Genomic DNA, 11,733 nt, shown 5'->3' with positions numbered 1-11,733 from the left:
AACTACGAGTTCAGCAGCAACATCCAGCGCGCTAGCGTCAAACCAACCGTCGTGAAGGTCCTCAACGAGACCGGCGTCCGGACGTTCAACGAGTCGCAACGCCGAGTGCCGGTCGATACGGGAAACCTCAAGGCCAGCGGCCGCCTGGACGCCGCCGCACAAGACCGATTGCGTGTCGTTCTGTCGTACGGCGGGACGGCCGCGCAGTACGCTGCTGCCGTTCACGAACTCCACGCCACGAACAACAAGTACCTTGAGACCCCCATGCGGGAGAACGCAAGCCGGTTTCGACGTGACCTGGTACGCGCCCTAGGGACCCGCATGCGGTAGCGTCACCATATGGAGTTCGGCGTGGAGACCGAAGGGTTCTACTGGGGCCCGAACAACGAATTGCGTGCGTGCCTCATTACGGTCGTGAACGACGAAATGGTCGTGATCGACAAAGAAACGAACGAACTCCTACCCATCCCAGCAACGGACGTCCTAATCGAGAAGCCAGAACCCTAGACGCCCCTGCGTGGGCCGTTTCTTTTTGTGTCACCCCCACACTGCGTGGGGGTGTTGTTCGTGTGGTTTGGGCGCCACCCCCGGCGGGTGGGTAAGACCCACCTAGTTACCCCAGGAGGGTATTCATGACGGATGAAACGCAAACGAATGACGTGGTCGACACCCCGGAGGTCGAGACCGAAACCCCCACCCAACCTGAAGAACAGTTGACGCCGGACGTCCTGTCGAAAGAGTTGGAACGCGCCCGCAAAGAAGCCGCGAAGTACCGCACGCGCCTCCGCGAAAAAGAAGAGGCAGAACAACAGGCCGCCGAAGAAGCACGCCAAGCGGAACTCACGGCCGAAGAACGCGCGCGAGAACTACAAGAAAAACTGGAGGACGCCGAACGACGCGCGAACGAACGCGTCATGACGGCCGAACGCAAAAGCCAGCTCGCTGGCCAAGTCAGTAACCCCAACCGCGTCCTGAAACTCATGGAGGACCCCAACGAGTACTTCGACGGCGTTGAACCGAACGTCGAGAAGATCCTGGAGGACTTCCCCGAGTACGCCCCCACGAAGGACGAACCGCGGGCGGCGCCCGCCCCGCAGGGCGCGCCGGCCCCCGCGAAGGGCATCAACATGGAGCGGCTTGCGGACCTCACGCCCGAAGAAATTAACGCCCAATGGGAGACCATCGTCTCCAGCATGAAGGAGTAAAGCATGGCTATCTCGAACTTCATTCCGCAACTGTGGAGTGCGCGCCTCCTCGCGAACCTCGACAAGGCCACCGTCATTACGCTCGGTGCGAACACGAACTACGAAGGTGAAATCCGGAACGTTGGGGATCGCGTCAAGATCCAGAAGCCGGGCAGCCTCACGATTAACGATTACCCGGCCAGCGCCGACATTTCGTACGAGGACCCCACCAGCACCACCCGCACCCTGCAGGTGGACCAAGACAAGTACTTCGCGTTCACCGTCGATGACCTCGACAGCGTCCAGGCGAACGTGAACCTGGTGGATACCTACACGCAGCGTGCTGCCGTCGCCATTGCGGAAGACATCGACGCGTACCTCGGCAGCATCTACAGTGACGGTACGGCCGGCCAGGTGGACCTGGATGTCGGTACGGACGACGCGTACGACGCGTTCGTTGCGGCCGCCCTGAACCTCGACAAAGGCAACGTGCCGCGGCAGGGCCGCTGGGCGATCGTTACGCCGGAGGTGTACGCGGACCTCCTGAAGAACGACAAGTTCATTAAGGCCAGCGACCTCGGGGATCAGGTCGTCACGACCGGCGCTGTCGGTCAGGTGGCCGGCATGGATATCCTCGTCAGTAACAACCTGTCGGAGGACGCCAGCACGACGGACCTGTATTACTGCCTGTACGGCACGAGCGACAGCATGACGTACGCCCGCCAGCTCCTGGGTGAGCCGGAGGCGCTGCGTCGCGAAGGTCGATTCGAGGACGCCGTGCGTGGGCGCCTGGCGTACGGCGCGAAGGTTGTGGAGCCGGCCGCGCTCGGCACGATCGCTGCGGACCAGTCGTAAGGCACACCCCCGCGAAAGGGGTGAAGCATGCCGTACAACGAGAATGACTTGACCCCCACGAACCTCAATGCAGGCTCGTGGGGGCTTGCCTGGACGCGGTTTTGGTTGCGGGACACGACGGACGACCGGTACAGCGACACGGAACTCACCGCCGCCCTTGAAGCCACGAGCTTCGTACCAACACGCGACGATGACAACCAAACGTACTACCGTCCGCACTTGGCTGCCGCCAGCATCATTGATGCGGATCCGGACCGCGCGCTGCAAGAGAGCGTGTTCGAGGCGAGCGAAACGAAACGCAGTCCCGAACGCGTAGCGCGTAGCATCAGGCGGGCAGGCCGGTGGGTGGATGACGCGATCACCATCGCGACGGAGGAACGCCCTCCGTCCACCCGACAGATTCGAGCGACGTTCTAATGAACGCCGGTCGATTCTTTACGGAAGCTGCGCAGTTGGAGGCCCGCACGGGCGTGAATCACTACACGGGTGGCTCGTACACGCCGCCCGCAATCGTGCACGTCCGTAGGGCCGGGGCGACGGACTTGGTCCGCACGAACGAAGGGGAGGAGGTCGTCGCGAACGAACGGTTGGCGACCCTCCACCCCCTTGCGGTCGGGGACCGCATCACGATTGATGGCACGAAGTACGCCGTCATCAAAGTCCAAACGGCTCGCGACGTTAGGGGCAGCGTCACGCATTACGTGGGGTGGTTGCGGTGAGCGTCCTGTTGGATCTTGCGAACCGCATTCATGACGAGGGGGTTGCGACCCTCTGGAGTGACTTGACGGTCGGTCGCATGCCCGACACGCCGGACGAAATCGTGACGCTGCAAACGTACGCGGGGGACGCCAGCCGCATCAGGAACGACATGAACCTGCCGGCCGACGAACGGTTCAACGTTCAGGTGCTGGTGCGGGCGGAACCCGACAACCAGTACGCAGCGGAGACCCTGGCGGCGGAGGTGTACGACGCCGTGCAGTTCCGCAACCAAACGCTCGACTCGGGGCAACGGTACGCGTACGCGCGAGCCGTGCAGCAACCCGCGTTCCTCACGATCGACGAGAACGACCGCCCGCTCGTGGCGTTCAACCTCGAGGTGCGTCGCCACCGCGACACGTTCTCGTGAAGACCAGCGTCGCGATCTATACGCACGCCACACGAACGGCTTCCCTGGAGCGGACGCTGCAAAGCGTTCGTGACGCGAACCTTCGCGTGGATGTCGTCACGACCCAGGCGCGGGGCGCCAGCAACGCCCTGAACCGCACGAACGCCGTGGCGGCCCTATCGCAAGCGTTCAACGGAAATGCCGTCCTTATGCTGGAGGACGACGTCCTACTCAGTCCCTACGCGCGAGCGTGGATTGAGCACCTTGAAACGCACGTGCGGGACGTCACGACCCTGTACGCGCCTGTCGGGAAGTTCTACCCGACGACCGTGCGGGAGTTCGTGGACTTCCGCAAGCCCGTCCCACGGCACCTGCACGGCGTGCATCCGCTCGAGCGGTTGCGTGGCTGGTACGGCGCGCAAGCCGTCTGGATCCCCGCACCCTGGGTGGAAAGCATCCTCGCGACGCCGGATTTCCGGCGGGAGGAACGCGACCCGTTGGGTCCGTGGGACCACGCCCTACGAAAGCACCTACTGCAGCACGACGCCGGCATGAGGGTCGTCGTACCGAACGTCGTGCAGCACCAAGCCCCACCGAGTGTCGTGAATCGGTCGGGACCGCGACACACCACACCCATTTTCGATGCGGCGGCCAAGCCGCCGGAAAGGAATCATCATGCCTCAAGGAGCTAGTGGCGTGACCGCCAGCACGGCCTCCCGCCTCGTGATTGATGCGGGCGTCGTGTACACCAACATTGATGTCGATGCGCTCGAGGACGGCAGCAGCAGCACGCCGGTTGCGGACAGCCAAGCGAGCGCTACGCTGTTGGGTGCGACGCGTGGGGGGAACACCTTCACGGCGGGCCGCACCATGCGCGAAATGGAAGCCGACGGAAAGCTTGGACCCACGAAGGGCTTCAAGCGTCGTCAGGAGGTTGCTGCGACCCTCCAGACGAACCTGCTGGAGGTCACGAGCGAAAACCTGCAGCAGGCGTTCGCGGGTAGCGTCACCACCACCACCGGGTCGTTCGACAAAATCACGGGTGGCGAAGTGAGTGACGCGACGTACATCAACAACATTGCGCTGTACGGCACGTACACCAGCGGTTCGGGTGACACGGACGCCGTCGTCGTCGTTCTCGAGAACGTCCTGGCGGTCGAAGCGCCCGACCTCAGCTTGAGTGATGAGGATGAGGTCGTGATGCCCGTGACGTTCGGCGCGCATTTCGATCCGGCGACTCCCGGCACGGAACCCTGGAGCATCTACATCAAGAGCGCTTAAACCCCATAACGACTAACGCCCCCACGCTGGTGGGGGCTATTTTCGCGCCTCCAGGATCGTATTGGCGCGCAAACCTTTCGTGCCCCACCTGCCCTGGAGGGTGGGGCTACCCCTTCCAGGGAGGCAACGCATGCCGACAAAGAAACAGGAACAAGATCCCGTCCTCAGTGAAAACTTCGTAATTACGGTTGCGGGCACCGAGTACGAAATGCGGCGCCTTGGGTTGCGGGACGTGTTCCGCGTCGCCCGCATCCTTGGGAACGGCGTCGCTGTTCTTGGGGACGGCACCAACCAATACACGCCCGGCCAAGTCGTGCAGGTGTTGATTGCCAGCATGACGAGGAACGAAACGGAAGTCCTGGCGCTCCTCGCGGACCTCCTTGACGTGAAGATCGATGATTTGCAGGACCCCAACAAGTTCCCGATGGAAAGCATCATTGACGTGTTCGAGGGCCTCAGTGAACACCAGGACCTCAAGAGTTTTTTGGCGCGCATCGCCGCTCTGACGGAGCGGCTGCCGGAGATGCAGACAGCCTCGCAAGAACCCTCCACCTCTTAAGGCGGCACGGTGGGTACGCAGGATGGAGTGACGACGCCCTCCTGGCCCTTCCGTACGCGCGGCTGCTGCAGGAGACTCGGTTGGCGGCGGAATCCGCAACGGCGGAACAGCGGGACGCGTGGATCCAAAGTGCGTTCATTGGGTGGCAAACGGTTGGGGCGATGGGCGGCAAAACCGGATCGTTCCAGAAGTACATGAAGAAACTCGGGATTGCTGACCCGCGCATTGAGTTGTCGCCGGAGCAAGTAAAGCGAGAGAAAGAAACGGCGTTCCAGAATCTTGAGGTTGTGCAGCGAGCCTTTGATGGAGGTACCGCATGAACGTGTTCGAGTTGTTCGCTTCCATCGAGGTTGACGACCAGGGCTACATTCGCGCTCTCGATAATTTGGAGCGCAAGACGGAGCGGTCGTCCCGCGAAATGCAATCGACGTTCAGTCGTCGGTTGGGTCGCATGCAAACCAGCTTGAATCGGTTTGGGGAGTCCGCCCAGCGGTTTGGTGGGGTGTTGTCCCGTCGCGTGACGGCCCCAATCGCGGCGGCGGGGACGGCGGCGTTGGTGGCGGCGGACCGCACGAGTCGCGCTGCGGACGCGATTGATAAAGGCAGCCAGAGTGCGGGCTTGTCGGCGGAGCGGTACCAAACCCTGCGGTTTGCGTTCGAGCAGAGCGGCATTACGGCCGAGCAGTTTGATTTGTCGCTGCAAAGTTTGAACCGGCGGTTGGGGCTTGCAGCGCAAGGCAACCGCACGTACGCGGATGCGTACGAACGTCTTGGGGTTGCGACGCGGGACGCGAACGGCGAGTTGCGCAGTGCGGGTGACGTGTTCGACGACCTGGTCGTTGCGCTCGGCAACATGGATAGCAGCGCGGAGCAGGCGGCAACCGCCAGCATCGTGTTTGGGGATGACGTCGGGAAACGCCTCGTGCCGGTCTTGAACCAGGGTGTGGATGGCCTTGCGGACCTCGAGCGGCAGGCGCGGAATGCCGGCGTCGTGTTGAGTGGTGAGTCTGTCGATGCGTTGGTGCAGTACCGCGACGAAATGAACGTCGCGCGGCGCGCCATTGGGAACGCAGCGGCGGAAGTTGTTGTGGCGTTCCTGCCGGCCCTGCAAGACATCGTGCAGGTCGTTCGGGATCGCGTCGTTCCTGCCGTCGATAACTTCGCTGGGCGCGTCGAGAGCCTCATTGGTTGGTTCTCGAGCTTGAGTAGTGAAACGCAGTCGTTCGTGATGTACGTCGTGACGGCGTTCGCGGTGGGTGGGCCCCTGCTGGTGGCGGTGGCGCAAGTCACGACGGCGTTCAGCAACCTGTTGGGCGTCGTACGGTTGCTGCCGGCTGCCGTGGCGGTCTTGACGGGTCCTGCGGGGGCGTTGACGGCCCTTGCGGTGTTGCTGGGTGGCGCGTTGTACCGGTCACTTACGACGCACGACCGACAAATGCAGAACTACCGCACGACGGTGGAGGACGTCGCGAACACCGTCGGTACGGCGAACGATAAGGCAAGCCTTCGAGGCCGGTTGGATGAGTTGGCGTCGTTCCTTCCGGACGAGGAACAAAACGGCTGGAAAGAGTGGGCGAACACCGCCATCACGAACGCGGATCGCGTGATTGATGCGCAGCGCGAGGTGTTGCGCAGCATTGCGGTGCAGCTGGCGGCGGAAGACATTCGGGAGATCGAGCGTCGTGAGGATGCGTTGCGACGCACGAACGACGAGCTGGCTCGCTACAGCGAAATTCAGTTGTGGGCGGCGGAAAGCTACCTGAACGTCCGGAACGACTTGGAGCAAGCCGAAGCGGCCGTTCCTCTTGACGTTGATCCTGACGACGTTGCTGAGGTGCAGTACCTTCGCGGCGAACTTCAGGAGATGCTTGACCTGCTGGATCAAGCGAACTTGACGGAACGCGAAGTCAACATGCAGATTGCGCCTCTGCTCGTGAATCGCGACCGGTTCCAGCAAGACCTCGACAACCTAAACGCAGACGTGGACGCCGTCATTGACGGCTTCATGGCGCGCTTCGATGAGGCGGGCAGTGACGGCGTGGACGTTGACGTCGAAACGGTTCCCGACGCGCAGGCTGGCGGTACGGACGACGACCCGACCGGCTTGCGGGCGCTGGAGGACGAACCGATCGACGTGACGGTCCGTCCGCAAGTGGGCGGCGAACAGGCAGTGCCGCTACCAAACCCGGTTGCTGGCCTCCCCACGCGCGAACCTACAGACACCGCAGCGTTTGGTGAAGACGCAATGACGGAGGATTTGCGTCGCGCGAACGCGGAGCGACTGTCGATTGAGCGGGAGGCGTCACGGCGACGCCTTCAGGCGTACACGGCGTTCCTAAACGAGCGTGCAGCTACGGCGGACGCGCACTGGGCGCGTCAACGGCGTGAACGCGAGCGGCACCTTCGCATTGAGGCCATCCAAGACCGCAACGCCGTGCAGCGACAACGTGAGTACCAGGAGTCGCGGTTGGCTGCACAACGGCAAGCCAACAACGCTGCCGTGCAGGCAGAACGTGACGCCGCCACCCGCCGCGCGAACGCGTACCTGGGTTTCCTGAACCAACGTGCGCAGGCTGCACAACAGTACGAGGCGCAGTTGGCTCGCGAACGACAGATTTTGCAGAGCAGCGCATCGTTCGCGCAAAGCGTGACCGGCAACTTCCAGTCGTTGTTCTCAACGTTCAGTCAACAACTACAAGAGGCCGTCTCAAGCATGGTGACCGGTGTTGGGGTCTCCATGAAGAACTTGGCGCAAGTGATTAGTAGCGGCGTTGTTGCGTTCGTGTCGGGCGTCGGAGAAATGATTGGCGCCGCAATGGCGGGCGAGTCCGGCATTGTGGAGTCGTTTGGGCAAATCGTGTTGGGGCTCGTCAATCAGTTGGCGCAGATGGTTTTGGCAATCACGATTACGGCAAGCGTCATGATGGGTCAGATTTGGAACCCGTGGTTGATGGCGGCGGGCGCTGCAGGTGTTGCGGCAGCGTCGGCTGGCATGGCGATGCTGCGAAGCATGGGGGCTTCAACCTCTGGAAGCGGAGACGTTTCTGGCGGCGGGTACGAAGAAGGGGGAGGTCCTCCTCGCGTGGCTCGCGACGAAGAGGGCAACGCTCAAATTAGTGAAAGTGGCGTTGTTTTTGAGGGCGTGACGGCGGAGCCTGGCAGCATCGCGTTTTTGCAGCAGCAGAACCAGGCGTTGCGGAACCTGTACAACACGACGGACGACCCGAAAGAACGTCAGTTGGCGCTCGACATGATCGAAACGAACGAAAAAAAGATGGAGCGCATCCGCAACGAAGGTGAAGAAGAAGAGCCGGTCGGGCGTGTTGAGGAGTTGCGGCAAGAAATCCGCGATCTTGAGGCGCAGCGCGATGCCGCTACGGATGAGGATGAAATCCGGCGGTTGAACCAAGAGATCGCGCGGAAACGCAAGGAACTGAACAGGTTGTTGGGGTTGGGCACGTCGGACCCAGCACCGACGCAACCCACCACGCCGCCACCAACATCGAGTGCGCCGCCACCACCACCCGCTCAGGACGAGCCGGACCTGGTGTACAGCGAACAGGAGGCACTCGAGGACGCCCGCACGAACTTTGGGGCGGCCGGACAAAGCGTGCAGCTGGCCGTTGCGACCCCCCTCATTCAGGCCGCCGAAAAGTTTCAGCAGGCGGCCGACACCCTCACGGGTGGTGTCGGAACGAACATCTACCAGACGCACGCAATGGCAATGCAGAACCACGCCACGTGGTTGCAACGCATGATCGAGGAAGGCTTCAACATCAAGCTCGCGACGGAAAACGAGCAGATTGAAGTGTCCCTCCCGCGCTACATCTAACGAAAGGAGGGCGGCATGCCTGTCTCTCTCTCTTGGCGTGTTGAACGCACCACAAGTACGGGCCAGAGCGGTACGCCGCTCCTCCCCAGCGCCGGGTTTCGTGGCGGCATTCAGGCCTCCACCACACCGCTTGGTGGGGCGTTGTCCGCGTCGTTCGAGGCGTACCCTCCCGACATTCAGTTGGACCAGCGGGACGTCCTCTCAACCCGCGTGTCGTTCGATGGGGGCGCCACCTTTGAGGACATTCATCGTGGGTTCGTCATTCAGTTGGGCAGCACCCGCAGCGAACAAATGCAGCGGTACGAACTCGCGAGCGTCAAAGACCGCCTGTACGAGACCGTACTTACACTTGATCGCGTGGAGGGTGGGGACGTCGCCAGCATGGTGCAAGCCGTCCTTTTGAACGTGACGCTGCCGGTAGGGTTGTCCTTCACGGCCAGTGACGCACCCACCCTGGGGTTTTCGCTTGGGGATCGCTTTCCGCAGTTCGAGTCGATCGGCGATTTCCTGGATGGGCTGGCCGGTACGGTCGGGCGGTTCATTGTTCCGTCCGGAACGTACGAGTACGACGGCCTTACGTTCTACCCTGGAGATATCGTTCCGGCGGTCGAGTGGGGCGTCCGTGGGGACGGCAGCATCTTTTTTCGGCGGCCGGCGGGCAGCACCGCGTACCTTGAGGAAGCCAGCCGCAGGGTGGACGTCAAGTGGGCGACCGTCAACGCGGACGGCGTCGTGGACGCCGCTCGGTTGGTGTACGCAACGGACCTCGATGGGGAGAACATCGTGGCGCCGTTCGTGCAGAGGCAAGGCGTCGACGAGCCTGCCGAAAGTATTGCGGCGCGCCCCCTGTCGCGTTTGTTGGGGAGCGGAAAAAACCTAGCGACGAACATTCGGCGGGAGGTCGTGGAGAACGTCACGCCCGCCCTGGATTACATGGCGAACCTGAACTTCACGGGCTCCAGCACGACGGACGTCACGAACCCCGCGAACGCTACGGATGAGGACGACACCACGTACGCCGAGATTGCGGCTGACAACGGCAACATGGTGTTCGATAGCCCCAACTTGGGTGCGGAGGCGCCCGGCACGATCGTGCGGCTCGTGTACGCCGCAGCGGATGGCCTCACGACGTTCGAGGGTGGGCACGTCCTTGAGGTGAAGGTCGAGTGGTACAGCGACACGGGCCTGCAAGACCGCGAAAGCCTGTACTACTACAACCTCGACGCTACGAAAGGCGCACGTCAACTCGTGTACCTGCCGGTGTTGCCGCTCGCGCTGCAGGAGGAAACCAGCCCGTATGTCCGCCTGACGTTTACGGGCGTGACGGGCGTCCGCCTGTACGAAATCGCTACGAAAGTGCCGGATACGGACGTCGGTGGGGACGCCAGCGAGTTCCTTGCGGAGTCGTTCGTGAACGAACCGCAACAGGATGTGGCGGTCATCAACTACTACGGGTTCCTTGGGCCCACAACGAACGTGCAGCTCCTCGGGGAACGCGAAAGCGTGCCGCTGGATTTGGTTGTGAAACGCATTGAGTACGAAATTACGAACGCCGGGGATTTCGTGACGCGTCTCTATACGGGCCAGGAGTACGGCGGGGAGTTGCTGGCGCAGAAGGCCGTCATTAATCGCCTTGCGCGGGAGAGCGTCACGCGGGGTCGAGGGTGACGCCGCTCAAGATCAACCACCCGGGTGGCGTGCGGGAGGTGCGGGTGTACCGCATGCCGGAACGCGAACGGACGTACGCGCGGGACGCGCTTCGTGCGTCGTACGTGCGGGGGGACGGCACGGAGAACCCAAGCACACTGACGGTGGAGATGGAGTTGGTTGGGGACGACCTGCAGTCCGCTACGAGTTTGGCGTACACCGTTATTGAGGAGGCGCAAAGCGCGACGTTCGTGACGACGCACAGGGGGCGTTTTGAGGTGGACAAACTTCAGTCCCACCGGTTGCGGGGGGATGGTCTTGCGGTGCGGTTGCGGCTTGTGTGGCGGCGCGTAGAGCGCGGCATTGTTGTGTTTGGTTGGGACCGTACGGACGTCACGCTGGACCAGACGGACGTTCGTCTGGATGCGGAGACGATCGAAGCATGATGACGCTCGAGTTTCGGGACGGAAGCACGACGACGTACAGCCTGGTGCGGGTGGAGCCGGAGGAGGTCGCGTTCGACGTTCAGTCGTACCGGGGGGCTGGCGCCAGTCGTTGGCTTGGGTTTGGTTCGGGGGACCCCGAACGCGTTGCGTTGAGTGTTCGGTTGGAGGTTCAGCCACCCAATCCGGAAGTGACGTTTGGTGGGGTGGGCGTGACGTATGGCGGCCAACCGGTCGAGTTTTTGGTGCTTGTGACGGATCGGTTGGAGGACACGATCGAGAACCTGAAGGCTGCGGTGTTGGTCACCACGAATTTTGGGTCGTGGAGGGTTGCGGGTGTGGAGTCGGTCGTGGAGCAACCGAGTGAACTTGGGTACGTGGCGCGGGTCGCGCTGAACGTGTTGAACCCGCGGTTCGAGTCATCGAGTGACGTGTTGCGGCTGCAGTCGGGTCGCGTTTGGGAGTTGAGGTGAGCGTATGCCGTTGACGGACTTGAATGTTGGGAACGCTGCGGACGACGGTACGGGGCAGACCCTGCGGTCGGGTGGGCAACTCATTAACGAGAATTTCGGGAAGGTGGTGGAGGGTCCCGCGGCGGGCACGAATGATGGTGGGATCGTGTTGTGGGACGGTACGAGTGGTCGGCTGGTGAAGGATGGGCAACAGCCGGAGCAAGTGTCGGGCTTTACTGAGGTGACGGGCACGTCGTACACCCTTAATGCGGGGGATGCGGGGGCGCTTGTGCGGACGACGAACTCGAGTACCGTGACGATTACGGTGCCGTCGAATGGGAGTGTGGCGTTTGCGCCGCGGACGGTTATTTCGAT

16 protein-coding genes are annotated in these 11,733 nt (G+C 62.4%); all 16 read left to right on the top strand.

The window, feature by feature from the left end; all coding sequences use genetic code 11:
* The coding region (locus RI554_08055) for a hypothetical protein (GenBank protein MDR9391968.1) at positions 1–330 on the top strand (330 nt) is incomplete at its 5' end.
* A 9-nt stretch (positions 331–339) separates the two neighbouring features.
* Positions 340–507 carry a hypothetical protein gene (locus tag RI554_08050; GenBank protein ID MDR9391967.1) on the top strand — a complete coding sequence of 56 codons (168 nt, stop codon included), beginning with the start codon at positions 340–342 and terminating at the stop codon, positions 505–507.
* A gap of 125 nt (positions 508–632) precedes the next feature.
* Positions 633–1,205 carry a hypothetical protein gene (locus RI554_08045; GenBank protein MDR9391966.1) on the top strand — a complete coding sequence of 191 codons (573 nt, stop codon included), beginning with the start codon at positions 633–635 and terminating at the stop codon, positions 1,203–1,205.
* A gap of 3 nt (positions 1,206–1,208) precedes the next feature.
* Positions 1,209–2,039 (top strand): P22 phage major capsid protein family protein, encoded by an 831-nt coding sequence (locus RI554_08040; GenBank protein ID MDR9391965.1) that lies wholly within the window; start codon positions 1,209–1,211, stop codon positions 2,037–2,039.
* A 27-nt stretch (positions 2,040–2,066) separates the two neighbouring features.
* Positions 2,067–2,456, top strand: a complete 390-nt coding sequence (locus tag RI554_08035) for a hypothetical protein (GenBank protein ID MDR9391964.1) — start codon at positions 2,067–2,069, stop codon at positions 2,454–2,456.
* 53 nt (positions 2,457–2,509) lie between these two features.
* The gene (locus RI554_08030) at positions 2,510–2,758 is read left to right on the top strand and encodes a hypothetical protein (GenBank protein MDR9391963.1); all 249 of its coding nucleotides are present in this window, start codon (positions 2,510–2,512) and stop codon (positions 2,756–2,758) included.
* Positions 2,755–3,165 carry a minor capsid protein gene (locus RI554_08025; protein MDR9391962.1) on the top strand — a complete coding sequence of 137 codons (411 nt, stop codon included), beginning with the start codon at positions 2,755–2,757 and terminating at the stop codon, positions 3,163–3,165. Before RI554_08030 ends, RI554_08025 begins: the two co-directional genes overlap by 4 nt.
* The gene (locus tag RI554_08020; protein MDR9391961.1) at positions 3,162–3,836 is read left to right on the top strand and encodes a hypothetical protein; all 675 of its coding nucleotides are present in this window, start codon (positions 3,162–3,164) and stop codon (positions 3,834–3,836) included. Before RI554_08025 ends, RI554_08020 begins: the two co-directional genes overlap by 4 nt.
* Positions 3,837–3,840: 4 nt before the next feature.
* Positions 3,841–4,425 carry a hypothetical protein gene (locus RI554_08015; GenBank protein ID MDR9391960.1) on the top strand — a complete coding sequence of 195 codons (585 nt, stop codon included), beginning with the start codon at positions 3,841–3,843 and terminating at the stop codon, positions 4,423–4,425.
* 130 nt (positions 4,426–4,555) lie between these two features.
* Positions 4,556–4,984, top strand: coding sequence for a hypothetical protein (locus RI554_08010; GenBank protein MDR9391959.1), 429 nt, complete (start codon positions 4,556–4,558; stop codon positions 4,982–4,984).
* Between the two features lie 161 nt (positions 4,985–5,145).
* Complete coding sequence (locus tag RI554_08005; protein ID MDR9391958.1) at positions 5,146–5,304, top strand: hypothetical protein; 159 nt, start codon at positions 5,146–5,148, stop codon at positions 5,302–5,304.
* The gene (locus RI554_08000) at positions 5,301–8,816 is read left to right on the top strand and encodes a hypothetical protein (GenBank protein ID MDR9391957.1); all 3,516 of its coding nucleotides are present in this window, start codon (positions 5,301–5,303) and stop codon (positions 8,814–8,816) included. The genes RI554_08005 and RI554_08000 overlap by 4 nt, the downstream gene beginning before the upstream one ends.
* 15 nt (positions 8,817–8,831) lie before the next feature.
* A complete protein-coding gene (locus RI554_07995) occupies positions 8,832–10,484 on the top strand; it encodes a hypothetical protein (protein MDR9391956.1) in 1,653 nt (550 codons plus the stop codon).
* Positions 10,481–10,909: a hypothetical protein gene (locus RI554_07990; GenBank protein MDR9391955.1), complete on the top strand. Its 429-nt coding sequence runs from the start codon at positions 10,481–10,483 to the stop codon at positions 10,907–10,909. The genes RI554_07995 and RI554_07990 overlap by 4 nt, the downstream gene beginning before the upstream one ends.
* Complete coding sequence (locus RI554_07985; GenBank protein ID MDR9391954.1) at positions 10,906–11,379, top strand: hypothetical protein; 474 nt, start codon at positions 10,906–10,908, stop codon at positions 11,377–11,379. Before RI554_07990 ends, RI554_07985 begins: the two co-directional genes overlap by 4 nt.
* Positions 11,380–11,383: 4 nt before the next feature.
* Positions 11,384–11,733, top strand: a 350-nt coding sequence (locus tag RI554_07980; protein ID MDR9391953.1) for a hypothetical protein, incomplete at its 3' end; no start/stop codon positions are given.

Source organism: Trueperaceae bacterium (assembly GCA_031581195.1).
GTDB lineage: Bacteria > Deinococcota > Deinococci > Deinococcales > Trueperaceae > SLSQ01.
The sequence above is the reverse complement of the archived record's forward strand: the minus strand, read 5'-3'. Positions and strand labels throughout refer to the sequence as shown.

Bases quoted from the DNA above. Each gene is read 5' to 3' on its own strand.
- RI554_08050 (MDR9391967.1), top strand. From the start codon at position 340: ATGGAGTTCGGCGTGGAGACCGAAGGGTTCTACTGGGGCCCGAACAAC.
- RI554_08045 (MDR9391966.1), top strand. From the start codon at position 633: ATGACGGATGAAACGCAAACGAATGACGTGGTCGACACCCCGGAGGTC.
- RI554_08040 (MDR9391965.1), top strand. From the start codon at position 1,209: ATGGCTATCTCGAACTTCATTCCGCAACTGTGGAGTGCGCGCCTCCTC.
- RI554_08035 (MDR9391964.1), top strand. From the start codon at position 2,067: ATGCCGTACAACGAGAATGACTTGACCCCCACGAACCTCAATGCAGGC.
- RI554_08010 (MDR9391959.1), top strand. From the start codon at position 4,556: ATGCCGACAAAGAAACAGGAACAAGATCCCGTCCTCAGTGAAAACTTC.
- RI554_08005 (MDR9391958.1), top strand. From the start codon at position 5,146: ATGGGCGGCAAAACCGGATCGTTCCAGAAGTACATGAAGAAACTCGGG.
- RI554_08000 (MDR9391957.1), top strand. From the start codon at position 5,301: ATGAACGTGTTCGAGTTGTTCGCTTCCATCGAGGTTGACGACCAGGGC.
- RI554_07995 (MDR9391956.1), top strand. From the start codon at position 8,832: ATGCCTGTCTCTCTCTCTTGGCGTGTTGAACGCACCACAAGTACGGGC.
- RI554_07985 (MDR9391954.1), top strand. From the start codon at position 10,906: ATGATGACGCTCGAGTTTCGGGACGGAAGCACGACGACGTACAGCCTG.